The organism is Curtobacterium sp. AC273, from assembly GCF_979253735.1.
In genome coordinates, this window is the sequence record NZ_CEEDDU010000010.1 from 46220 (window position 1) to 70267 (window position 24048).

Consider the following 24048-nt stretch of genomic DNA (forward strand, 5'->3'; position numbering starts at 1 on the left):
GCCGGAGCCGCCGACGGAGGCGTGCGAGTCACCGACGTCGGTGGCGTACCCGAGAGAAGGCTGCGGGTGGCCAACGACGCCCTGACCGTTTCCGACACCCCGACTGCGGTCGCCCTGACCCACGGCCGCGGTGGACCGCTGATGTACACGCTCGGCATGCCGATCGCGATGCTCGGCCTGTACATCGCGCTGCTGCCGCCGGTGCTCGTCGCCATGGCGCTCAAGGTCGCCGAGATCGCGCCCGACAACCAGGCCGGTGTCCTCGGCCTGGCCCTCGGCATCGGCGCGTTCGCCGCGATGGTCGCCAACCCCCTGGCCGGTCGGTTCAGCGACCGGACCGCCGGGAGGCTCGGCATGCGTCGTCCGTGGATCATCGGTGGCACCGTGGTCGGCTTCGCGGCCCTCGTGGTCGTCGCGACGACGTCGTCCACCGTCGTGCTCGTGATCGGCTGGGGTGTCGCGCAGATCGCCTACAACGCGACCATCGCCGCGCTCACCGCCGTCCTGCCGGACCACGTCACCCGGTCCCAGCGCGGTCGCGTGGCGGCGCTCCTCGGGCTCGCGCAGAACCTCGCGCTGGTCGGCGGGACCTTCCTGGTGCAGCTGTTCTCCACCTCGGCGACGCAGATGATCGTCCCCGGCGCCATCGGCTCGGTCGTGGTCGTCCTCTACGCGCTGCTCTTCCGCGACCGTGTGCTGCCGAACCGTCCGACCTCGCGGCTCGGCATCGGGCAGCTCTTCGGTTCGTTCGTGTTCAACCCGGTGAAGCACCCCGACCTCGGCTGGGCCTGGCTGACGCGCTTCATGATGGTCGCGGCGCAGTACACGGCCGTGAGCTACCTGACCTACTTCCTCCGTGACGACATCGGGGTGAACGCCTCGAACCTGGCGAACGCGGTGTTCCAGGGCACGCTCTGGAACGTGGTCGGCATCGTCCTGACGTCGCTCGTCGCCGGCTGGCTGTCCGACAAGCTCGGCCGCCGGAAGCTCTTCGTCGCGGTCGCGGGCATCGTCGGCGTCGTCGGGCTCGTGATCATCGCTCTCGCGCCGTCGCTCGGCATGGTCCTGGTCGGCGAGTTCGTGATGGGCGCCGGGATGGGCGTCTTCTACGCCGTCGACCTGGCACTCATCACCGACGTGCTGCCGTCCGACGAGGACAACGCGAAGGACCTCGGCGTCGTCAACATCGCGCAGGCCCTGCCGCAGTCGATCGTGCCCGCTGCCGCCCCCGGGGTGATCGCCCTGACCGGCGGCTACAGCGGCTTCTTCATCACCGGCGCCGTCGTCGGGCTGCTCGGCATCGTCTCGGTGTCCCGCATCCGCGGCGTGCGCTGACCATGCTTCCCAGGCTCTGAACGAAAGGACCGACCACCGTGACTACCGTGAACGACGTGACCGCTGCCTCCAGTACGGACGAGCGCATCGACGCGCTCGTCGACCAACTGACCACCGACGAGAAGTGTGCAGCTGCTCACCGGGCGCGACTTCTGGACCACCTGGCCCATCGAGAAGATCGGGCTGCGCCGGATCCTGATGTCGGACGGGCCCTCCGGTGTCCGCGGCGAGGTGTGGGACGAGCGCAACCCGTCGCTGAACCTGCCGTCCGCGACCGCGCTCAGTGCGTCGTGGGACCGCGCGATCGCGAAGCGCTACGGCGCCGCCGCCGCAGTCGAGGCCCGCCGCAAGGGCGTCGACGTCGTGCTCGGCCCGACCATCAACCTGCACCGCTCGCCGCTGGGCGGCCGGCACTTCGAGGCCTTCAGCGAGGACCCGGTGCTCACGGGTGACCTCGCGGCGTCGTACGTCGACGGGGTGCAGGAGAACGGTGTCGCCGCCACCCCGAAGCACTACATCGCGAACGACTACGAGACCGACCGCTTCACGGCCTCGACCGAGGTCTCCGACCGTGCGCTGCGCGAGCTGTACCTGCTCGCGTTCGAGAAGGCCGTGGCCGAGGCGCACGCCTGGGCGATCATGTCGTCGTACAACGCGATCAACGGCGTCACGGCGTCGGAGCACGACCTGCTCGAGACGCCGCTCAACTCGGAGTGGGGCTTCGACGGCATCGTCGTGTCCGACTGGACCGGCGTGCGCTCGGTCGACTCGGCGAAAGCGTCGCAGGACGTCGCGATGCCCGGCCCGAACCCGTGGTGGAGCGAAGGGCCGCTGCTCGCCGCCGTGCAGTCCGGCGAGGTGTCGATGGCGGCGATCGACCGCAAGGTCCGCCGGATCCTCACCCTGGCCGCCCGCGTCGGCGCACTCGAGGGCTTCGAGCCCGTCGCCGCGTCCCCGGTGCACGTCGAGGACGGCATCGCGTTCGTGCGCGAGGCCGAGGCCGAGGGCGCCGTCCTGGTCCGCAACACCGGTGTCCTGCCGCTCGACGCCCCCGCCGTCTCGCGCATCGCGGTGATCGGCCACAACGCCGACCAGGCCCGCACGCAGGGCGGTGGCTCGGCCACGGTCGTGCCGTCGCAGGTCGTGTCGCCGCTGGACGGCATCCGTTCGGCGTTCCCCGGGGCGAGCGTGGACTACGCGATCGGCGCCGTCGTGCAGGAGGGCATCGCGGAGTTCCCGCTGTCCACCATCACGAACCCCGGCACCGGTGAGCCCGAGCGCGGGTCGCGTTCGTCAAGGACGGCGAGGAGCTGTTCGTCGAGGACCGCCGCGCGACGGCACTGTTCTGGTTCGGCGGCGACGCCCCCACGCGCGAGGCCGACCGGCTCGACATCACCACGACCTACACCGCCGAGTCGACCGGCACCGTGCGGATCGGCATCGGTGCGGCCGGCCGGTCGCGGATGTGGATCGACGGGGAGCTCGTGCTCGACGAGGACGTGCCGTTCGAGGGCGACCAGCTCGGCGCGGCGTTCCTCAACCCGCCGGCGCGCTCGGTGCCCGTGTCGGTGACCGCAGGGCAGGACATGGCGATCCGGATCGAGTACGACGTCATCCAGGACGAGACGCTCGGCGGGGTGCTCGCGTACCAGTTCGGCACCGAGCCCTCGGACGAGGACCCGGCGGCGCTCATCGACGCCGCCGTCTCCGCTGCCACCGGTGCGGACGTCGCCGTCGTCGTGGTCGGCACGAACTCGAAGGTGGAGTCCGAGGGCTACGACCGCAGCTCGCTCGCGCTGCCCGGGCACCAGGACGACCTGGTCCGTGCCGTCGCCGCCGCGAACCCGAACACGATCGTGGTCGTCAACGCCGGGTCGCCGGTGGAGATGCCGTGGCGGAACGACGTCGCCGCGGTCCTGCTCACCTGGTTCGGCGGGCAGGAGTACGGCAACGCCCTCGCCGACGTGCTCACCGGCGCGCAGGAGCCCGGCGGTCGCCTGCCCACCACGTGGCCGGTGGCGATGGCCGACGTCCCCGTGCTCGACGTCACCCCGGTCGACGGGAAGGTCGCGTACGACGAGGGCGTGCACATCGGCTACCGGGCCTGGCTGCGCGCCGGCGCCGAGCCGGCGTACCCGTTCGGGCACGGCCTCGGCTACACGACCTGGACGATCGACGGGGTCACGGCGACCCTGACCGTCCGCGAGGGCGACGCGGTGATCGTGACCGCGACGGTGGCGAACACGGGCGACCGGGCCGGCAAGCACGTGGTGCAGGTGTACGCCTCGCGGGAGGACTCCGCCGTCGACCGTCCGGTGCGGTGGCTCGTCGGGTTCGCCCCGGTCCGCCTCGGCGCGGGGGAGTCGACCGAGGTCTCGATCGACGTTCCGGCGCGGGCGTTCGCGCACTGGGGCGGCTCGTGGCAGTACGAGTCGGGCGCCTTCACACTGCACGTGGGTGCGTCGGTTGCTGACGTATCCGGGACAGTGGCCCTCGAATTGGAGTGATTCGTCCGGTTTCCGCGCTGACCTGATCTTCATTCAGTAGCATCTACTTGCGCCAGGCGGCTGGTTACCGTCGGCGTGCGCACCGAGAACGGGGTCGCCACGCGTGCGACACGGTCTCCTGATCCGGCCGATGGAGCCCTGGTGGCCCCGGTGCGTCAAGAATGCGTCCCGCGTCCGCGCGGGGACGCATTCGTTTTTCCTCACGTCAACCGATTGACTTCTTGCGGCGCTGGAGAAACGGGTGATCGATCGTCATGTTTCCCGGCCAGTAACCGCAAGTCAGTGTGACAAACCGCTCGGTAGGTGGAACGATGAGTGCACCATCCCGTGCGGATCAGGGACGAGATGGTCATCCGGCCGGGCTCCCGGGGACTCACCAACCTCGGCGCGGGCCCAGCCGGATGCCCTGGTCCTCGTGGGGAGTCTCGTCGGCCCCCTCGATGGTGGCTCAGCCCGCGTCGACCGCGGTTCAGCCCGCGACGCGGACGGCCGGCGCGATCTCCTCGGCGACGATGCGCAGGATGCGCTCGTGGGACGCCGCGTCGCCGTTCGCCGGCAGGGTGATGACGAGCTCGTCCGTCGCGGTGACGGCCGGGTCGGCGAGCAGGGCGTCGACGATCGCGGACGGCTCGCCGGAGAGCACCGTGCTGAACCGGAACGGCGGCGTGCCCGACAGCGGGCGACCCTCGTCGTCCATGCCGGCGGCGTACCCGGTGAGGAACTCCTCGTGCACGGCGCGGTCGTGGTCGTCGAGCAGCGGCACGACGATCCGGCCGACGGCGACCTTCGACGTGCGGTCGGGGTGCAACGCGGCGAAGCGCTCGCGGTACGCCGCGATCTGGTCCGCCTGCGCCTCGGCGAAGGGTGCGCCGGTGTCCTCGGTGTTGAGCGTCGAGCAGTGCAGCAGCAGGCCCTTCTCGGCCGTGCGCACCGCGGTTCCCATGCTGGCCGCCGCCCCACCAGACGCGGTTCCGGGCTCCGGGCTGAGCGGCTGGAGCGTCAGGTCGGCACCGGCGGGGATGCTCTCGTAGCCCTTGCCCGCGCTTCCGAGCGGTTCGCCCTGCAGGACCTCGAGCAGGCGTGCGGCCCGCGCCTCGGCCTCGTCGCGGAAGCTGCGCTCCGAGGCGCCGAACACCGGGTCGAGGATCGGTCCGTAGCCGGCGATGCCCGTGCTGATGCCGAGCTGCACGCGACCGCCGCTGAGCAGGTCGACCGTGCTGGCGTCCTCGGCGAGGCGCACCGGGTCCTCGTAGCGCATGCCGAGCACGGCGGTGCCGAAGCCGATCGTGCTGGTCCGCTGCGCCGCCGCCGCGAAGAACGTCATCGGGCTCGTCAGGAACGGCTCGAAGTGCCGCCCCCGGACCCAGCCGGTGCCGTAGCCGAGGGCCTCGGCGGTCTCGAACAGGCGGAGCCCGTCCTCGAGCGCGGGGCCGCGCCGGCGGTACCGCCGTGGTTCGGGATGAAGGAGAGGAAGCCGAGTTCGCGCACGACGCGAGTCTGTGCGCGCGTATCGACAAGCGCGCTGGTCCGGCACCGATCCGGACTGGAGGCACGTGGCGGCCCCGCACCGCGCCTCCAGTCGGTCCTGGTGTCACCTGGGAGGATGGACGCATGACGGACGTCACCACCCTGCCACCGCTCGTCGCGGCGCTCCCCGCGGCCGACGGCGGCGCCGTCGACCCCGACGAGGTCTACGAGGCGTTCGCCGCCTGGGCGGCCGAAGGGGGTCGCCCGCTCTACCCGGCGCAGGACGAAGCACTACATCGAACTCGTGTCCGGCAACAACGTGGTGCTCCAGCACCCCCACCGGCACGGGCAAGTCGCTCGTGGCAGCCGGAGCGCACTTCGCGGCGCTCGCCGAGGGGAAGCGCAGCTACTACACGGCACCGATCAAGGCGCTCGTCTCGGAGAAGTTCTTCCAGCTCGTCGACCTGTTCGGTGCCCAGAACGTCGGCATGGTCACGGGCGACTCGAGCGTCAACGCCGACGCACCCATCGTCTGCTGCACCGCCGAGATCCTGGCGAACCTCGCGCTCCGACAGGGGTCGGACGCCGACGTCGACGTCGTCGTGATGGACGAGTTCCACTTCTACGGCGACCCCGACCGCGGCTGGGCCTGGCAGGTGCCGCTGCTCGTGCTCGAGCGGGCGCAGTTCCTCCTGATGTCCGCGACCCTCGGCGACGTGACGACCATCGCCGACGACCTGTCGCGGCGGACCGGACGGCCGACGGCCCGCGTGACCGGTGTCTCGCGCCTCGTGCCGCTCGCGTACGAGTACGTGATGACGCCCGTGCAGGAGACCGTCGAGCGGCTGCTGGAGGAGGGCAAGGCGCCGATCTACATCGTGCACTTCGCGCAGGCCGCGGCGCTGGAACGTGCACAGTCGCTCATGTCGGCTCGCGTCGCTGATCGGGCGCGTCGTGACCAGATCGCGGAGGCGATCGTGGGCTTCCGGTTCAGCGCCGGCTTCGGACAGACCCTGTCCCGCCTGATCCGCGCCGGCATCGGCGTGCACCACGCCGGCATGCTGCCCAAGTACCGACGGCTCGTCGAGCAGCTCGCCCAGCGCGGACTGCTGCCGGTGATCTGCGGGACCGACACCCTGGGCGTCGGGATCAACGTGCCGATCCGCGCGGTGCTGTTCACCGGGCTGACCAAGTTCGACGGCACGAAGATGCGGCAGCTGTCCGCGCGCGAGTTCCACCAGATCGCCGGACGTGCCGGACGAGCCGGGTACGACACCGAGGGTGACGTCGTCGCCGAGGCCCCCGAGCACGACATCGAGAACGCCCGGGCCGTGGCCAAGGCCGGCGACGACCCGAAGAAGAGCAAGATCAAGCGGAAGAAGGCCCCCGAGGGGTTCGTCTCCTGGGGGCAGGCGTCGTTCGAGCGGCTGATCGGCGCCGAGCCCGAACCGATGGTGTCGCGGATGCGGATCACCCACGCGATGGTGCTCTCGGTCGTCGCCCGTGGAGGGGATGCCTTCGCGGACGTCCGGTCGCTGGTCTACGACAACCACGAGCCCCGGGCTCGGCAGCTCGCGATGGCCCGGCGGGCACTCGTCATCGCCCGGACCCTCATCAACGCGCGGGTGATCGAGAAGGTCGACGGCGCCTACCGACTCACGGTCGACATCGCGCCCAACTTCGCGCTCAACCAGCCGCTGTCACCGTTCGCGCTCGCCGCGTTCGAGCTGCTCGACCCCGATTCCCCCAGCTACGCGCTGGACATGGTCTCGATCGTCGAGGCGACACTGGACGACCCGCGAGCGATCCTGTCGCAGCAGCAGTTCAAGGAGCGCGGCGAAGAGGTCGCCCGCATGAAGCGCGAGGGCATCGAGTACGAGGAGCGGATGGAGCTGCTCGAGGAGGTCACGTGGCCCAAGCCGCTCAACGAGCTGCTCGAGGGCCGCGTACGAGGCGTACGCGGCCGAACAGCCCTGGGTCCTCGACTTCCAGCTGTCCCCGAAGGCCGTCGTGCGCGACATGTACGAGCGGGCGATGACCTTCGGTGACTTCGTGCGGTTCTACCAGCTCACCCGGTCCGAGGGGCTCGTGCTCCGCTACCTGTCCGACGCCTACCGCACCATGCGGCAGACCATCACCGAGGAACAGCGAACCCAGGAGCTCGACGACCTGATCGAGTGGCTCGGCGAGGTCGTGGAAGCAGACCGACTCCTCGCTCGTCGACGAGTGGGAAGCGCTCATGAACGGGGACGTGCTGCTCGCCGCTGAGGAGCACGAGGAGATCGCGCCGCCACAGCCCGCGCGGCTCACCGGCAACGTGCGGGCCTTCCGCGTGCTCGTCCGCAACGCGCTGTTCCAGCGGGTCCTGCTCGCCGCCGCGGACGACCCCGACGGTCTCGGTGAGCTCGACGCGCAGGACGGGTTCGACCGGTCCGCGTGGGACACCGTGCTCGAGGAGTGGCTACGAGTCGCACGACGAGGTCGGGACGGATGCCGACGCCCGGTCGATGCAGTACCTGGCGCTCGATGAGACGGGCGCGGCGTCGAGCCCGCGCGTGTGGCGGGCGCGGCAGACCTTCGCCGACCCGTCGGGGGACCGGGACTTCGGGTTCTCGGCGACGATCGACCTCGACGCCTCGGACGAAGCGGGCGAGGCCGTCGTGCGGGTGACCGAGATCGGCCGGTTCGACGGGTGGTCCGAAGTGGACGTGGACTGAACCCGTGGCGGTGACCGTGCGTGACCTCGGCGCGGACGACGTCGATGCGCTGCAGGGGCTGCTCGAGAGCGTCCCCGACTACGCCGAGCGGATCACCGGGTACCCGCCCGGGCCGTCGGACGGGCTCAGCGCGCTGCTGTCGGTGCCGGACGGGTTCGGGGCCGGCGGTCCGGGCGTCGGCGGCCGCGACGCCTCTGGGAAGTACGGCATCGGACTGTGGGACGGCGCACAGCTGGTCGCGTTCGCGGACGTGCTGATCGGGTACCCGTCGTCGTCGTTCGCCTTCATCGGCCTGCTCGTCGTGCGGGGCGACCGGCAGCAGGAAGGGCTCGGAGCGGCGATGCACCAGGCCGTCGTCGATCGTGCCCGCTCAGCACCGGGAGTCGCGCGGCTCCGGCTCGGCATCGTCGCGACGAACGCGGAGGTCGCGGAACCGTTCTGGCGGGCACTCGGCTACGAGCCGACGGGCGAACGGAAGCCGTACCGGTACGACCACCTCGAGAGCACCGTGGCGCTCTGGGAACGGCCAGCCTGACGACCGGGTAGGTTCGACGCCAGCCCCGGGCCGCCCGGTCGCGGGGCCATCGAAGGACACCCCACCGTGCGCATCGGATCGAGCATCGCCCTGATCGTCATCGGCGCCATCGTGGCGTTCGCCCTGAACATCCAGCTCGCGGGCATCGACCTGCGACTGATCGGCTACATCCTGATGGCGGCCGGCGTCGTGCTGCTCATCATCAGCCTCGCCGTGGCCTTCGGCGGACGCCGGACCACCACGACCACCCGCTCGGGCGTCGACCCGGCGTCGGGGGAACAGATCACGCGGCAGGACCGCCGCGACGGCACGTACTGAGTGACGCGCTCGCCGCGGTCGGTCGTTCGACCGGACGCGGCGGGCGTTCAGGTCGTTGCGGCGCTGCTCCAGAACGTCGCGGCGCTGGTCAGAACAGGGTCGCGGGCGGGGTCGCCTCGGGGAGCGCAGCCGGCTCGGTGACCTCGACACCGGGCCAGCCCAGGCCGTGCGGCACGTCGGTGCCCTGCTGGTACGCCGTCGCCGCACCGCGGGCGCGGACATCGGCGGCCTCGTTCATCTCGTGACCCATGTGGCCGCGCACCCACTCGAAGGTGACCTTGCGGCCCTGCAGCTCGGCGTCGAGCTCCTTGATGATCTCGACGTTCAGGACCGGCTTGCCGTCGGCCTTCCGCCAGCCCTTGCGCTTCCAGCCGGCGAGCCACTCGGTGCAGGCCTTGATGGCGTACTGGCTGTCGCAGAGGATGTGCAGCGGCTCGCCGGTGTCCTTCGTGGCACGCAGGAGCTGCAGCACGGCGGTGAGTTCGCCCTGGTTGTTCGTTCCTCGGGGCCAGCCGCCGGCTGCCCACCGGTCGTCGTCGACGTACCAGGCCCATCCGGCGGGGCCGGGGTTGCCGAGGGCTGAGCCGTCTGCTGCGGCGACGATCGTCACGGGGACCTCCTGCTGGTGCGAGTGCTGGTCAACCGTAACGGACGGCACCGACCCCCGTCGCTCAGCGCGCGGCCGGGTCCAGGTCGAGGACGGTGTCCTCGTAGATCCAGCCGTCGTTCCCGATCTGCATGGTCGGGTTCAGCCAGCGGAGCTCCGGGACGGTGATCCCGAAGCGCTTCGCGACCGTCGTCTGGTCGTCACCGTGGGCCACCTGGTACCGCGTGGGCGTGCCGTGCTGCCCGTCGTAGTGCTCGCCGTCCCGGTCGAACACGTACCCGTAGGCGCCGGGACGGGCCTTCCCCACGGTGACCCGCATGTCCGGGAACGGGTTCGGGATCTTCCAATCGAGCGTGCCGAGCCCGAGGACCGACCCGACCCAGGGCCGCTCGGCGTCGTCGCCGTTGCCGGACGGAGCGGGGACCAGGACCACGTCGTGCAGGAAGTCCGGGTGCTGCCCAGCCGTGCGCAGGGTCACGCCGGTGGGGACCGGCCCGGCGACGTCCCAGGTCGCCTGCCCCATCGCCTGGTTGTCCCAGTAGTCGCCGTACGCCGCCTTCCGCCGGAACTCGACCGTCATCGGCTGCGGCTCCGTCGTGTGGTAGCCGGAGAACTCCGCTTCGAACGTCCCTCGGTCGTCGGCGACGACGCGCACGTGGATCCGGGTGTCACCGCTCTTCGACACTGCCTCGGTCTCGGCGACGACGGTCCCCTCGGGGAAGGCCTGATCGGAGCTGGCCTGCTCGGTGCCGGGCGTCGCGTTCGGCCCAGGCGTCCCGCCGCCGCCGTCGACCGAGGCCTGCCGGGTCGGCTTCGGCACGCTGTCGTCCCCACCGAACGCCGTGCACCCGGTGAGCAGCAGCCCCGTCACCACCGTCCCGACGGCCAGCGCCGTGGCCGTGCGTCCCCGTCGCGTCGTTGCTCGTTGCATCGTCGTTCCCCCTCGCCGAGATCGTAGCGAGCATCCCGGCCCCGACCCGGACGTCGTGACCGAACTGGTACCCCGGGACCCACGGACTACCGTCCGTGCCATGAGCGACAGCATCCCGAACGCACCCGGCCCCGAACCGTCCGACGACCGAGCCCGCACCGACGCCCTGCGCGAGCGGACGCAACACGACGACGAGCAGGGTTCGGGGGAGCGGGAGCAGCGCGCGGCGGACACCTCCTACAGCCCGTCGAGCGAGCGGGAGACGGAAGCGTCGCAGACCCAGCAGCGCGATCGAGCCGACCTGGAGGAGGACGGCATCGACCCCTCGCGGATCGTCGCGGCACCGGGGACCGGGGGTGCTGACGACGCGGGCGACGTCGATGCCGGAGCCGGGCGACCTCAACCTGCCGTGGCAGTCCGAGGAGGACCGGAAGGGCTAGCGCGGCACCCGGTCGAGCTCCCGCACGAGTTCCTCGCCGTCGCGGACGTCCCAGAACGCGAACACCTGCGGGCCGAACAGTCCGTCGAGCCCGGTGTTGGCGTAGATCCGGAGCGGTCGCAGCCCATCCGGAGAAGACGGCCATGCCCGACGGTGCGCCGGAGTTCCACTCGACGGAGCAATGGCGTCGCCCGCCGCTCCACGTGATCGTGCGGTCGGTCCGGCCGACCGGGACCTCGCGTGAGCCTCGGGGGGTGATGGCCAGCGCACGGCGGTCCGTCACGGCGTACACGGTCGTGCGCTTCCGATGGATCTTCACGAGGAAGCGCCCGAGGACGAGGTGCAGGCCGATGATCGACATGAACGCGGGGATGAGGACACCGATGCCGGCGTTGCCGTTCCGGACGGCGTCGACGAATGCGAAGGCGATGAACCCGGTCCAGAACAGCGAGAACGGGATGAGGAAGACGTCCCGCCCGGTCAGGAGCTTCGCCGGGTCGCTCGTGCCCGCCCAGTACAGGTGCTCTCCGGGCCGCAACTGCTCGCGTGCGACCCCTTGCGGATCCAGCTCACCCATCAGGCCACCGAGTCCGGGTGCGATCCCGTCCGCTGCCCGGACTCGAGCGACGCGATCGCCGCGAGGTCGTCGTCGCTCAACACGAAGCCGTCGACGTCGAGGTTCGACCGGATCCGTGACGGTGTGACGGACTTCGGCAGCACCACCACGCCCTGCTGCACGTTCCACCGCACGAGCACCTGCGCGACGCTCACCCCGTGCGCGTCGGCGATGCGGGTGAGGACCGGCTCGTCGATGAGTCGCCCGCGTCCCAGCGGCGACCACGCCTCGGTCACGATGCCGTGCCGCTGGTGGAAGTCCATCAGGTCGCGTTGCGGCAGCCACGGGTGCCGCTCCACCTGGTTGACGGCCGGCACCTCGCCGGTCTCGCCGATGATCCGCTCGAGGTGCGGCACCTGGAAGTTCGAGACCCCGACGCTGCGTGCGCGGCCCGACTCGCGCAGCTCGACGAGTGCCCGCCAGGTGTCGACGTAGCGGTCGTTCGCGGCGGCTGGCCAGTGGATCAGGTAGAGGTCGACCGCGTCGAGTCCGAGACGCTCGAGGCTGCCGTCGAACGCCCGCAGGGTCGCGTCGCGCCCCTGGTGGTCGTTCCACACCTTGGTGGTCACGAAGACGTCGTCACGGTCGAGCCTGGAGGCACGGATCGCCTTCCCGACGCCGGTCTCGTTGCCGTACATCTCGGCTGTGTCGACGTGCCGGTAGCCGGAGTCGAGCGCCAGACCGACGGCGGTCTCCGCCTCGCCGTCGTCGACCTTGTAGACGCCGAAGCCGATCGCGGGGATCGTGGCGCCGTCGCGGAGGGGGACTGAGGTGACCATGCACCCATCCTGCCGATCGTGGCGGGGGTGCGCCGCGCCTCCAGGCCGGCTCGTCCGTTTCCGTCGGGGGGTACCTGGTGCTTTCGGGGCGTACCTGGTGAGAAGAACCGACCCGCTACGCCCGATTCGACCAGGTGGCGTGGGTGCAGGGTCCGACACCGAGCATGTATATCCACGATTTGATACTTGACGGATGCCTGGCTGGATAGTTCACTCGTCGTGTGCTGTTGTCCGGACTCGCCCTGACCTGCAGCGGCGTCATCGTGTCCCTCGTCGGAGAACTCGCTGCTCGAGGAGTCCTGCGACGAAACGGCGGTGCAGGGATCCGCATCGCTTCCGTCATGAAGACGGAGGCGACCTGGACGGCCGGCCATCGAGCGGCACGTCCGTGGCTCCACGGCACTGCCCTGGCATTCGGCGGCGCGGGGATCTTGACCATGGCCGCGCCTCCGAGCATCGCCGAGCCGGGACTCCTCGTCGGGATGGCGAGTGGCCTCTTCCTGCTGATCGGCGGAGCCGTTGTCGCGCATCGCGCCGCGCGTCACGCCGAAGATGGTGCCGTCCGGGGATCGGGAGACCGTCAAGGGCACTGAGTCTCGTTCGCCCCGAAGAGTCGGATCCGTGGAGGAATTCGGGCGCGGGCCCTCGCGAAGGTGCGGAGCCGGTGCGAAGCAGGTTCGCGGACGTCTGCCGCCACACGAACGAGACAAGGCCGGGCACCGGGGTGGTCAGTTGGACGTCGCGACCGGGCAAACGGGAAGCGCGGCGGATCGACGCCGAGGTTGTCGGAGCGGCGGAGCGTTCGCCCCTGGCGACGTTCGTGCCTACGTCGGGAGGTTGACCGGCTCGGTGTCGGGGATGGGGCTGGCGTCGCGACCGCGCAGGTCGGGCAGCCACCGCTTCATCACGAGGGGCAGGACGACGCCGACGGCGGCCATGACGGCGCCGACGGTCATGCCGCCGCTCGCACCGTGCATGTCGATGAGGAAGCCGGCCACGGCGGATCCGCCGGCCGCACCGATGAGCTGCCCGGTCCCCATCCAGCCGTAGGCCTCGGCCGTGTCCGAGAACTTCACCGTGGCGGACACCGAGCCGAACATGACCGCGAGGGCCGGGGCGATTCCCGCACCCGCGATGACCAGGGCGAAGCAGAGCCACCAGAAGTTCGTGCCGCCGACGGCGAGTGCCAGGCCGACGAAGACGATCGCCATGCGGGTCCACAGCGTGTTCCGCGAGATGGGGCGGTGTCCGAGGGCCAACCCGCCGATCAGGGAGCCGACCGCGAAGACGGCCAGGACGATGCCGGCGTTCGGGCTGCCCTCGCCGAAGACGCTCGTCACGCTCGCCTCGACCGCGGCGCACGCCCCGATGAGCAGGAGGCCGGTGAGGGTCGCCACGACCACGGACGGACGCTTCAGCACGACGCCGAACGCGCGCTTGGAGCGGGGGATGCGGACACGACCGAGTTCGGGGAAGCGATGAACCACGTGCCGCCCACGACCAGGAAGACCATCGCGACGACGATCGCCTGGACCGTGCCGACCTGCGTGGCGACGAACGTGGTGATGACCGGGCCGGCGACCCAGATGAGCTCCTGCGCGCTGGCGTCGAGGGAGAAGAGGGGAGTGAGCTGCGACGAGGTCACCATCTTGGGGTAGATGGTGCGCACCGCGGGGGCTGCACGGGCGGGACCGCCAGGCCGCCGAGGAAGCCGACGACGACGTAGCCCCACAACGGCATGAGGACGAACGCGACCACGCCCATGCTCACGAGGGCGACGAGGCTGGTCAGCACGAGGGCGGGCCGCGTGCCCCAGCTGCCCATCCACCGACTGGTGAGCGGGCCGGCGAGTGCCTGCCCGACGCTGGTGGTGGCGAGGACGAGCCCGGCCGCCCCGTAGGAGTGGAAGACGTGCTCGACGTGGAGCAGGTAGGCGAGCGACAGCATGCCGAACGGGAAGCGTGCGGTGAGCTGCGCGGCGATGACGCGACCGACTCCGGGGGTCTTCAGCAGGGGTCCGTACGTGCTCACGGGACGAGTGTACGGACCGGGCGGAGCGGGGCGTCCACCCGTCGGGGGAGGCGGTGGATCGTCCGTCCGGAAGACCCCTTGTGGAGGACGAACGCGACACGCCGAGGTCCTGTCTCCACACCGGGGGACAATCTGCTCCACAAGGTGTGGATGGATGTCGGAGGTCGGTGCGAGAGTGGCGGAAAACCGGCCTTCGGGACGAGGCCCTGCAGGCCATCCACACTGTGGACGGCCTGTGGAGAACTACACGGCTGTAACACTTTCTCTTGTGGTCGCTCGCGGTGTCGGCCACTAGATGTAGTATCGAGTCACCGGAAAGCACTCGCCCCGGAACTGCGCCCAGTCGGCTTCGACGGGCACCGTTCACCAGGCGTAGGGACACCGGTCCACAGGCACCAGAACAACCACCACAGCATCAGCAAGAACCAGGGGAGATCATGGCCGTCACCGTCTACACCAAGCCGTCCTGCGTCCAGTGCACCGCGACGTACCGTGCGCTCGACAACAAGGGCATCGAGTACGAAGTGCACGACGTCTCCACCGACGAAGCCGCGCTCGAGCACGTCAAGAGCCTCGGCTACATGCAGGCCCCCGTCGTCGTCACCGATGACGACCACAGGTCGGGCTTCCGCCCCGACAAGATCGCGACCCTCAGCGCCGAGCTGGCGTAAGGCGTCTCCCGTCCGGCGGACGGTGACCGAGCTCGTTCAGGACGCTCGACTCATCGCCGCCGGGCACCCCGGTCCGTCTGTCCGCACCTTCTCACCCGGAGGGGCACCATGAGCCGACTGGTCTACTTCTCGAGCGTGTCCGGGTACACCGCGCGCTTCGTCGAGAAGCTCGGGCGCGACGCGGACCGGATCCCGCTCTACCCGAGCGACCCCTTCCTCCACGTGGACGAGCCGTACGTGCTGTTCCTGCCCACCTACGGTGGCGGCAACGGTGAGGGCGCGGTCCCCAAGCAGGTCATCAAGTTCCTCAACGACGCCCACAACCGCTCGCTCATTCGCGGGGTGGTCGTCGGCGGCAACACGAACTTCGGCGAGGCCTACGGTCTCGCCGGGGACGTCATCGCGCGGAAGTGCAACGTCCCCCTTCTCTACCGTTTCGAACTCTTCGGGACCCCTGACGACGTGTCGGCGGTCAACTCAGGATTGGATGCATTTTGGACGCAGCAGTTGCAGACGTCGATCTGACGTCGCCGCAGACGGGGATGGACTACCACTCCCTCAACGCGATGCTCAACCTCTACGACGCGGACGGGAACATCCAGTTCGACAAGGATCGTGAGGCCGCCAAGCAGTTCTTCCTGCAACACGTCAACCAGAACACCGTCTTCTTCCACAACCTGAAGGAGCGGCTCGACTACCTGGTCGAGAACGAGTACTACGAAAAAGCCACGATCGACATGTACTCGCTGGACTTCATCCAGCGACTCAACGACCTGGCGTACTCGAAGAAGTTCCGGTTCCAGACGTTCCTCGGCGCGTTCAAGTACTACACGAGCTACACGCTCAAGACGTTCGACGGCAAGCGCTACCTCGAGCGCTTCGAGGACCGCGTCGTCATGACCGCCCTCGGCCTGGCCCAGGGCAACGAGCAGCTCGCCATCGACCTGGTCGAAGAGATCGTCGCCGGCCGCTTCCAGCCCGCGACCCCCACGTTCCTCAACACCGCGAAGGCCCAGCGCGGCGAGCTCGTCTCCTGCTTCCTCCTCCGCATCGAGGACAACATGGAGTCGATCTCGCGCGGCATCAACTCCTCGCTGCAGCTCTCGAAGCGCGGCGGCGGCGTGGCCCTGCTCCTCTCCAACATCCGCGAGGCCGGCGCACCGATCAAGCAGATCGAGAACCAGTCCTCGGGGATCATCCCCGTGATGAAGCTGCTGGAAGACTCCTTCTCCTACGCGAACCAGCTCGGCGCGCGTCAGGGTGCCGGCGCGGTCTACCTCAGCGCCCACCACCCGGACATCATGAAGTTCCTCGACACCAAGCGCGAGAACGCGGACGAGAAGATCCGCATCAAGACGCTGTCGCTCGGCGTCGTCGTGCCGGACATCACGTTCGAGCTCGCGAAGAACAACGAGGACATGTACCTCTTCTCGCCGTACGACGTCGAGAAGGTCTACGGCGTCCCGTTCGGCGACGTCCCGATCTCCGAGAACTACCGCGCGATGGTCGACGACTCGCGCATCAAGAAGACGAAGATCAAGGCACGTGACTTCTTCACGACCATCGCCGAGATCCAGTTCGAGTCGGGCTACCCGTACATCGTGTTCGAGGACACGGTGAACAAGGCCAACCCGATCAAGGGTCGGATCAACATGTCCAACCTGTGCTCGGAGATCCTGCAGGTCAACACGCCGACCACCTTCAACGAGGACCTGTCCTACAAGGAGATCGGCAAGGACATCTCCTGCAACCTCGGCTCGCTGAACATCGCGCTGACGATGGACTCGCCGGACTTCGGCAAGACCATCGAGACCGCCATCCGCGGCCTGACCTCGGTCTCGCAGATGTCGCACATCAACTCGGTGCGTTCCGTCGAGGACGGCAACGACAAGTCGCACGCCATCGGCCTCGGCCAGATGAACCTGCACGGCTACCTCGCTCGTGAGCGCGTGTACTACGGCTCCGAAGAGGGCATCGACTTCACGAACATCTACTTCTACACGGTGCTGTTCCACGCGCTTCGTGCGTCGAACAAGATCGCGATCGAGACGGGCGAGACCTTCGACGGTTTCCGCGACTCGAAGTACGCGTCGGGTGAGTTCTTCGACAAGTACACCGACCAGGCGTGGACGCCGGCGACCGCCCGTGTCGCGTCGCTGTTCGACAACGCGAGCATCACGATCCCGACGCAGGACGACTGGAAGGCGCTGAAGGCGTCAATCCAGCAGTACGGCATCTACAACCAGAACCTGCAGAGCAGTCCCGCCGACCGGTTCGATCTCGTACATCAACCACTCGACGTCGTCGATCCACCCGATCGCGTCGAAGATCGAGATCCGCAAGGAAGGCAAGCTCGGCCGCGTCTACTACCCGGCGCCGTTCATGACGAACGACAACCTGGACTACTACCAGGACGCGTACGAGATCGGCCCGGAGAAGATCATCGACACGTACGCCGCGGCGACGCAGCACGTGGACCAGGGCCTGTCCCTGACGCTGTTCTTCAAGGACACCGCCACCACGCGCGACATCAACAAGGCGCAGATCTACGCATGGCGCAAGGGCATCAAGACGATCTACTACATCCGTCTCCGCCAGCTCGCGCTCGAGGGCACCGAGGTCGAGGGCTGCGTTTCGTGCATGTTGTGACGCCTCCGGCGTCGTGCATGCTGCGGCCCACTGGTCGCTGACGCGACTGCCCACACCCTGGAGGCGCGGTGCCAGCCCGCACCGCGCCTCCAGTCCGTCATCAGATCACCATCTCGAATCCGGAAGACAATCCCATGACCCTCACCGACCCGGTCCACGCCACGGGCAAGTCCATCCCGCTGATCAGCGCGGTCAGTGCCATCAACTGGAACCGCATCCAGGACGACAAGGACGTCGAGGTCTGGAATCGGCTGGTCAACAACTTCTGGCTGCCCGAGAAGGTGCCGCTGTCGAACGACGTGCAATCGTGGAACACGCTCACGCCGGAGGAGCAGCAGCTCACCATGCGGGTCTTCACCGGCCTGACGCTGCTCGACACCATCCAGGGCACCGTCGGCGCGATCAGCCTGATCCCCGACGCGATCACCCCGCACGAAGAAGCCGTCTACACGAACATCGCGTTCATGGAGTCGGTGCACGCGAAGAGCTACTCGTCGATCTTCTCGACGCTGGCGTCGACGCCCGAGATCGACGACGCCTTCCGCTGGTCCACCGAGAACGTGAACCTGCAGAAGAAGGCCCAGATCGTCCTCGACTACTACACCGGTGACGACCCCCTGAAGCGCAAGGTCGCCTCGACGCTGCTCGAGTCGTTCCTGTTCTACTCCGGCTTCTACCTGCCGATGTACTGGTCCTCGCGCGCCAAGCTCACCAACACCGCTGACCTGATCCGCCTGATCATCCGCGACGAAGCCGTCCACGGGTACTACATCGGGTACAAGTTCCAGAAGGGTCTCGAGGGCCTTTCCGAGGAGCGCAAGCAGGAGATCAAGGACTACACGTTCAACCTGCTGTTCGAGCTCTACGAGAACGAGGTGCAGTACACGCAGGACCTCTACGACGGGGTCGGGCTGACCGAGGACGTCAAGAAGTTCCTGCACTACAACGCCAACAAGGCGCTGATGAACCTGGGCTACGAGCCGATGTTCCCCAAGGAGACGACGGATGTGAACCCGGCGATCCTGTCGGCGCTGTCGCCCAACGCGGACGAGAACCACGACTTCTTCTCGGGGTCCGGGTCGTCGTACGTCATCGGCAAGGCGGAGAAGACCGAGGACGAGGACTGGGACTTCTGATCCTGGTGTGACTCGTGGGGACGCCCCGCTGGCTTCGGCCGGCGGGGCGTTTCTGTGTCCGTTGGACCTCAGCGGCGCCAGGCCCGGCGTGCGTCGCGGAACCACTCGGGCGTGCGCGGGGCGGGAGGTGCCAGAGAGACCGCCGCGGTTGGGATCAGCCTCTCGTTCGGAATCGGTGCCTCCTGTTCAGTCCCAGATGGCGATCCAATCGACTGACACACGCCCGGACGCGTTCGCGGGGACGGCACCCCTGTTGGTCCACGTTTCGCCCTGCAGGGTCACACGCATCGGTTTCGTCGGGACGGCCGACGTGGTGGAGGAGACGAGCTCGTTGTCCCAGTAGAACCGGACGATCCCACGGTCCCACTCGGTCGTGGCGACGTGGTACGCGGTGGTGTCGGTCTTCGCGGGGACCTGCGCCGAGCGGTCGTGGCCGCATGCTCCGGTTCGCGTACGTACCGGGGATCGCGGATGCGGGGCGCGGCTTGGCGCCGAGCGCGAGTGACTCGGGCCAGTCGATCTCGCCGTCGTTCCACTGGTCGGATGAGGGCCACAGCATCCCGACGAACTTGTAGCCGTCGGTAGTGGTCGTCTTGTACCGGATGGAGACCCGTGCGGTGGTGTGTGGGGCGTATCCATCGGGCATGACTGCTGCGACGAGGGGTTTGCCGGCCGCTGTGTGGAAGTCGAAGTCGAGGTTGCCGTCAGCGACGGACAGCACTTTGTCCGGGGCGTACGTGCCGAGTCCGCTGGTGTCCGTGAAGCCGTCGTAGAAGCCCATGCCGGGGTAGACGGACGGGACGTCGCCGAGCGCGGCGGGCTTCGTGAAGTCCTCGGTGAACGACTGCCGCCAAGCGCGGCCGTTCGACACGACGTCTCCTACTGGGAGAGCAGTTTCGCTCGCGGCTGCAGTCGGCGTCGGCGTGCCCACCGGCGTCGGCGTGCCCACCGGTGTCGGGGTGGCGGTCACGGTGTCGCCGGATGCGGCCTGTGGTGGCGCAGTGGTCGGTGCTGCGGTCGGACCCGGTATCACGGTGGATGAGGCACAACCAGCGAGTGTGCACGCGACGACAAGGGCGGCGACGACTCCGTTCGCTACGGCGGTGTATGTGCGAATCGTCACGACACGTTCCCTGGTGGATTGGTGGAGCTCATGTTGATGGTAATGAAGGAGCACCCCTCGGCGTGATGCCCGGTGGTGCCCCAGTTCGAGGGTCCCGACGACGAAGACCCTCGACGTGAGCGCCCAAGACTCGCCAGCTCCACGCCCGGACACGGACATCCAAGAGCGGAACGGAGACGGCGAGCAGAGCGGTCAATGGACCCAGCAGGGCTGGTCGGGCCGCAGGCGTTCGCTGAACGACCGAAGGGTGGTTCCGGTCTCGCTGCGCGTGCGAGATCGTCGAGGGGTCCGTCCGACAACATCAACGGACAGGTCGAGAGGCCGTGACCGATCGTGGGACGATGCCAGACGTGGGGAACAGATGATCGAGGGGCAGCCACGGGGCGCGTCACCGGCCCGGACGAACGCCTGCCGGTGTGCGCCGTGAGCATCTTCCCGTGGGTGACCCGCTGCTGGGAACGACGGACGCTCGAGCGGTTCGCCGTCGCCTGCATCCGCCTGAACGACTACCTCGCCGTGTTCGATGGCGCGCCCACCCGGTACGGCACCCTCGCCGTCGCCGCCACAGAACTCATCGAACACGGGTGGACCCACGACGATCTCCGCGACCTCGGCATCGCCGGCATGCGCCCCGCGGCCCTGGCCCACCGGGAGAGCCGAAGACGCCGGCGCCGACATCCCCAGCTGGGTCGAGGGCGCGAGCCCCCTCGCCGACGCCGTCGAGCAGGCAGCCCTCAGTCTGCGGTCGCGCTGAACAGGGCTGCCGGGCGTCGGGGGCGGCACGCCTCACGGCCGCAGTTCGGAAGGCCGCGTCGCGACGGTCGTCGCCCCGGCGGGGCTCACGCCGGCGGCGTCGTTCCTGCGCCCTCGGTGTCGTCCGCGCCCGCCGGACCCGCCCCGGCCTGATCGAGGTTCTCGTGCGGGTCGCCCATGTCCCCGGTCGCGTTCCCGGCGGGGGACAGCCCGAAGTGCTTGCGGACGGCGTTCGCCTCGGCAGGGGACAAGGTCTGTCCGGCCCCGAGGGACGGCGCGCCCTTGATCGCACTCTTCGCGTACCCGACGTGCAGATCCGTGCCGTCGAACGTCGCGTCCTCGACCGGGACGAGTGCGTGGTGATTCCCGAGCAGTCCTGTTGCGACGCTGACGAAGGCCGCGCTGCCGTCCTCGTCGGAGGGGAACACCCGCGCCACCTTGCCGACCGACGCGCCGTCACGATCTCGGACGGTCGCGCTCTCGACCTCGTGGATCTTGCTCTTGGTGATCATGGGCGTAGTCAACGCCCTTCCGGCTGACGCTTCGATCGGACGCTCGAGTCAGGCTGAGGCGTCATTCTCCGTGTTGCAGCGGCGCACAGCGCGATGCGCCACCGGGATGGACAGGAGCACGCCGCCGAGGAGCACCGCCGTGGCCACGAGCACCGAGACCGGATTGCGGAGCGGCGCGAAACCGATGCTCGCCAGGCCCCACAGCACGGTCAGGATCCCGGCAACGACCGTCGGGCGGAGTGCTGCTCGGTGCCCGATGCGCCAGGCTTCATCGCTGGACATCGTGACCCGCGTCCGGACGCCAGCGAGATCGTTCCGAGGCAGGGATCCGTTGGCGGCCTTCCAGGTCAGCCAGGTCACGAGGACGGCGCCGCCGATCACGAGTGCCAACGCGAACACCATTGCTCCGACCATGCAACCAACGCTAGTGTCACGGAATTGAAACGGCAATGTACTACCGCCTCGTCGGCGTGACGATACGACGGAGTGGTGCCGTCGGCCAAGGAGCAGAGCGTGAATCCACTCGTCCCCACGGCACTCGACGGCGCGCTGACGGCGGTCTCACTCGTCGCGCTGATGCTGGCCCTCGCAGCCTTCATGTCGCTGATCCGCTCTCCGTCGCCTTCCGGATGGCGTTTGCTCACATGGGCGGGTCGTCGTCCTCATCGTCCCGTTCGTCGGCCCGCGATGTGGTTCGTCGCCCGACAGCGCGATCGGTCAGTGACGCCCACGCGGGCCGGCAACGACACATGAGGGGCACGGACGCCTCCCGGATCTACCGGGCAGCCCGAGTGATCGTCCGCACGATCCGCTCCTCCGCCACTGCCCGCACCGCCGCATCCGGATGATGCCCGACGATCGCCAGCTCCACCCACAGGTCGTAGAACGCCAGTCGAGCCGGGAGCGACGGCCGTGCGAACAGCTCCGGGTAGACCTCCTCCAACCACCCGGGCACCGGAGCCAACGACGCAGCATCGAGCCCCGCGACGACGGCGTCGGCGGGAACTCCTCCGGCCGCGCACACCACCGCAGAATTGTGTCGAGCTCGACGTCCGCCGGCTGCGCCACCGCCTCGGCGAAGTCGATCAGCCCCGTGACCCGCCCCTCCTCGACCATGACGTTCGACCCGTGCAGGTCCCCGTGCACGAGCACGTGCGGATCGGCATCGAACAGTGGCAAGTGGATGAAACCCAAGAAGTGAGCGACGGCGAGGAAAGCCCGGCGGCCGCCGCATCCTCGACGAGCGACATTGCCGCGCCCACGAACGGCGGGTGGTACGCCGGCCACGATCCGCCGGCAAGGGCCTCACGAAGCCACGGCGGCATCAGCCCGTCGGGAATCGGCACGTGGTGCAGTGCGCGCAACGCGTCCCCGAGCGAGTGGATGATCGACCGACGCTCGGCGACCGAGGCGGTCGGCCACGTGTCGTGCAGCGTCCGCCCGGGTAAGCGGAGCGGACACGTACCAGGCGCCCTCAGCCGAGGCTCCGTGCGCGATGTGTCCGCCGTGCGGCACGTCCGTCCCGGCGAGCAGCGAGACGACCGCTGCCTCGTGGTCGTACGCGTACGCAGCCGCGTCGTCACCGACCCGCACGACGTATGTGTCGACCCCACCCACGCTCGACTGACCCACCCGCCCTTCGCCTCGTAGTGCCCATCGGTCGGCAGACCTGCCGCGGCGAGGACCTCCTCCAACAAGATCACGTCGACTGCCGCGGCACGAGGAAGCACTCCGCTGTCCGGACCCCGCCCTCGACGGCCTCCCCGGCGATCTTCCGCATGAGCAGGTCAGCCGCCTGACGCCCGACCTCGCGCAGGTTCAGGTCGACCGACGTGATCGAGGGCCGTGCGGCGTCGGTGATGACGCTCCAGTTGTCGACCCCGACGACCCCGACCTGCGTCGGCACCGCGATCCCGGCTTCGCGCAGGCAGTCGACGACCCCGCGTGCGATCTGGTCACTCGTGCAGAACACGCCGTCGAACTCGGTGCCGAGCAGTCGCGTGGCGGCTTCGTACCCCCACCGCTCGCTCCACTCGCCGTACAGGGCGTCGCCGCCGGCGAGCGTGGTTCCCGCCGCGGCGATCGCGCGCTTGGCGCTCTCGACGGCAGTGCGCGCTCGCGGTGTGCCGTCGGGCGCCCGAGATCACGGCGATGGACCGTCGGCCGGAGCCGATCAGGTGGTCGATCGCGCGCGCGGCGCCGGCTTCGTCGTCAGGCACGATGGAGACGTCATCCGGGTCGAGTGACGGCGAGAGTGCGTAGACGGCGGGCACGCCGAGCAGTCCGGTGATCGAGGGTCGCGGGTCGCTTGAGCGACCGGTCACGACGATCCCGTCGACGCGCTGGTTCAGGAACGTCTGCACGTAGTGCAGCCTCGCGGATGGGGTCGCCCCGGCTCTCGGCGAGCAACATCGACACCTCGCCCGGTCCGAAGGTGTCCTCGGCTCCGGTGAGGATCGGGATGGTGAACCGTCCGTAGGCGTCGGTGGAGAGCACCCCGACCAGGAAGGACCGGTCGGGGCCCACGCCCGCCGGTTCCGACGCGTCGCGGAGCCTGCGGGAGCGACGTGGCGGCCGAGCGGGTGGGGAGAGGCGCGGCTCGCGTCCGGCGCGCACGCTCAGTCCAGCTCGGTCGCCGCTGCAGCGACGCGTTGCCGCGTCCCCTCGGCGATCTGCCCGCGGCCGTTGAGGACCTTCGAGACCGTGCCGACGGAGACGCCGGTCTGGGCGGCGACATCGGCGAGCGTCACCTCACGTCGGTTGACCACGGCGTCCTCCTTGCGTTGCGGAGCGTACGACACTCGGCAAACCTTGCCGCATCACGATTCCGGCGTCAAGCATTGACACGGCATTCTCCACGTTCTACCGTCGGCAACTGCAGCAAACATTGCCGCAACGATGCGGCGAGCTGCATAGCGGGAG

At 69.1% G+C, this 24048-nt stretch carries 19 protein-coding genes and 5 pseudogenes; 11 read left to right on the forward strand and 13 right to left on the reverse strand.

From position 1 onward, the window contains the following. Positions 1-66: 66 nt before the first annotated feature. The gene (locus ACZ8AI_RS18080) at positions 67-1335 is read left to right on the forward strand and encodes an MFS transporter (protein WP_464859307.1); all 1269 of its coding nucleotides are present in this window, start codon (positions 67-69) and stop codon (positions 1333-1335) included. A gap of 38 nt (positions 1336-1373) precedes the next feature. After that, positions 1374-3842: pseudogene (locus ACZ8AI_RS18085) on the forward strand (beta-glucosidase). 469 nt (positions 3843-4311) lie between these two features. Here the strand turns inward: ACZ8AI_RS18085 and ACZ8AI_RS18090 are convergent. Continuing rightward, positions 4312-5376, reverse strand: coding sequence for an LLM class flavin-dependent oxidoreductase (locus ACZ8AI_RS18090; protein WP_464859308.1), 1065 nt, complete (start codon positions 5374-5376; stop codon positions 4312-4314). A gap of 77 nt (positions 5377-5453) precedes the next feature. Here ACZ8AI_RS18090 and ACZ8AI_RS18095 point away from each other — a divergent pair. The 3 genes and pseudogenes from ACZ8AI_RS18095 (at position 5454) to ACZ8AI_RS18105 (ending at position 8879) form a co-directional block, all read left to right on the forward strand. Then, positions 5454-8026, forward strand: a pseudogene (locus ACZ8AI_RS18095) (DEAD/DEAH box helicase). 10 nt (positions 8027-8036) lie between these two features. Continuing rightward, a complete protein-coding gene (locus tag ACZ8AI_RS18100; protein WP_464859309.1) occupies positions 8037-8561 on the forward strand; it encodes an N-acetyltransferase family protein in 525 nt (174 codons plus the stop codon). Between the two features lie 66 nt (positions 8562-8627). Continuing rightward, the gene (locus tag ACZ8AI_RS18105; RefSeq protein WP_027465939.1) at positions 8628-8879 is read left to right on the forward strand and encodes a DUF6458 family protein; all 252 of its coding nucleotides are present in this window, start codon (positions 8628-8630) and stop codon (positions 8877-8879) included. An 88-nt stretch (positions 8880-8967) separates the two neighbouring features. Here ACZ8AI_RS18105 and ACZ8AI_RS18110 read toward each other — a convergent pair whose 3' ends face one another. Continuing rightward, positions 8968-9489, reverse strand: coding sequence for a ribonuclease H family protein (locus ACZ8AI_RS18110; RefSeq protein WP_464859310.1), 522 nt, complete (start codon positions 9487-9489; stop codon positions 8968-8970). A 61-nt stretch (positions 9490-9550) separates the two neighbouring features. Then, complete coding sequence (locus ACZ8AI_RS18115) at positions 9551-10357, reverse strand: hypothetical protein (protein WP_464859311.1); 807 nt, start codon at positions 10355-10357, stop codon at positions 9551-9553. 160 nt (positions 10358-10517) lie between these two features. Here ACZ8AI_RS18115 and ACZ8AI_RS18120 point away from each other — a divergent pair, with 160 nt between their 5' ends. Then, positions 10518-11063 carry a hypothetical protein gene (locus tag ACZ8AI_RS18120; protein ID WP_464859312.1) on the forward strand — a complete coding sequence of 182 codons (546 nt, stop codon included), beginning with the start codon at positions 10518-10520 and terminating at the stop codon, positions 11061-11063. A gap of 369 nt (positions 11064-11432) precedes the next feature. Here the strand turns inward: ACZ8AI_RS18120 and ACZ8AI_RS18125 are convergent, their stop codons facing one another. Further along, positions 11433-12251: an aldo/keto reductase gene (locus ACZ8AI_RS18125; RefSeq protein WP_464859313.1), complete on the reverse strand. Its 819-nt coding sequence runs from the start codon at positions 12249-12251 to the stop codon at positions 11433-11435. 227 nt (positions 12252-12478) lie between these two features. Here ACZ8AI_RS18125 and ACZ8AI_RS18130 point away from each other — a divergent pair, with 227 nt between their 5' ends. Next, positions 12479-12844 carry an SdpI family protein gene (locus ACZ8AI_RS18130; RefSeq protein ID WP_464859314.1) on the forward strand — a complete coding sequence of 122 codons (366 nt, stop codon included), beginning with the start codon at positions 12479-12481 and terminating at the stop codon, positions 12842-12844. A 231-nt stretch (positions 12845-13075) separates the two neighbouring features. On the opposite strand, the pseudogene ACZ8AI_RS18135 reads toward ACZ8AI_RS18130, so the two are convergent. Beyond that, positions 13076-14282: pseudogene (locus tag ACZ8AI_RS18135) on the reverse strand (MFS transporter). 437 nt (positions 14283-14719) lie between these two features. Between ACZ8AI_RS18135 and nrdH the strand changes: the two are divergent. The 4 genes and pseudogenes from nrdH to nrdF all read left to right on the forward strand — a co-directional run bounded on the left by nrdH (position 14720) and on the right by nrdF (position 18738). Beyond that, positions 14720-14953: a glutaredoxin-like protein NrdH gene (gene nrdH, locus ACZ8AI_RS18140; protein ID WP_464859315.1), complete on the forward strand. Its 234-nt coding sequence runs from the start codon at positions 14720-14722 to the stop codon at positions 14951-14953. Between the two features lie 108 nt (positions 14954-15061). Next, entirely contained in the window at positions 15062-15478 is a 417-nt protein-coding gene (gene nrdI / locus ACZ8AI_RS18145) for a class Ib ribonucleoside-diphosphate reductase assembly flavoprotein NrdI (protein ID WP_464859316.1), read from the forward strand. Between the two features lie 17 nt (positions 15479-15495). After that, positions 15496-17602: pseudogene (nrdE, locus tag ACZ8AI_RS18150) on the forward strand (class 1b ribonucleoside-diphosphate reductase subunit alpha). 134 nt (positions 17603-17736) lie between these two features. Then, positions 17737-18738 (forward strand): class 1b ribonucleoside-diphosphate reductase subunit beta, encoded by a 1002-nt coding sequence (gene nrdF / locus ACZ8AI_RS18155; RefSeq protein WP_464859317.1) that lies wholly within the window; start codon positions 17737-17739, stop codon positions 18736-18738. Between the two features lie 154 nt (positions 18739-18892). On the opposite strand, the gene ACZ8AI_RS18160 is transcribed toward nrdF, so the two are convergent. From ACZ8AI_RS18160 to ACZ8AI_RS18195, 8 genes and pseudogenes are all read right to left on the reverse strand, one after another. Next, positions 18893-19609: a hypothetical protein gene (locus ACZ8AI_RS18160; RefSeq protein ID WP_464859318.1), complete on the reverse strand. Its 717-nt coding sequence runs from the start codon at positions 19607-19609 to the stop codon at positions 18893-18895. Between the two features lie 1091 nt (positions 19610-20700). After that, positions 20701-21126: a hypothetical protein gene (locus ACZ8AI_RS18165; protein WP_464859319.1), complete on the reverse strand. Its 426-nt coding sequence runs from the start codon at positions 21124-21126 to the stop codon at positions 20701-20703. A 48-nt stretch (positions 21127-21174) separates the two neighbouring features. After that, the gene (locus tag ACZ8AI_RS18170; protein WP_464859320.1) at positions 21175-21507 is read right to left on the reverse strand and encodes an SdpI family protein; all 333 of its coding nucleotides are present in this window, start codon (positions 21505-21507) and stop codon (positions 21175-21177) included. Positions 21508-21901: 394 nt separating this feature from the next. Then, the gene (locus tag ACZ8AI_RS18175) at positions 21902-22153 is read right to left on the reverse strand and encodes a hypothetical protein (RefSeq protein ID WP_464859340.1); all 252 of its coding nucleotides are present in this window, start codon (positions 22151-22153) and stop codon (positions 21902-21904) included. Between the two features lie 41 nt (positions 22154-22194). Continuing rightward, positions 22195-22242, reverse strand: a pseudogene (locus tag ACZ8AI_RS18180) (hypothetical protein); the annotation flags it as partial. A gap of 583 nt (positions 22243-22825) precedes the next feature. Beyond that, a complete protein-coding gene (locus ACZ8AI_RS18185; RefSeq protein ID WP_464859338.1) occupies positions 22826-23170 on the reverse strand; it encodes a substrate-binding domain-containing protein in 345 nt (114 codons plus the stop codon). Continuing rightward, positions 23082-23489 carry a hypothetical protein gene (locus tag ACZ8AI_RS18190; protein ID WP_464859321.1) on the reverse strand — a complete coding sequence of 136 codons (408 nt, stop codon included), beginning with the start codon at positions 23487-23489 and terminating at the stop codon, positions 23082-23084. Before ACZ8AI_RS18190 ends, ACZ8AI_RS18185 begins: the two co-directional genes overlap by 89 nt. A 255-nt stretch (positions 23490-23744) precedes the next feature. Next, positions 23745-23876, reverse strand: a complete 132-nt coding sequence (locus ACZ8AI_RS18195; protein ID WP_464859322.1) for a LacI family DNA-binding transcriptional regulator — start codon at positions 23874-23876, stop codon at positions 23745-23747. Positions 23877-24048 lie beyond the last annotated feature (172 nt).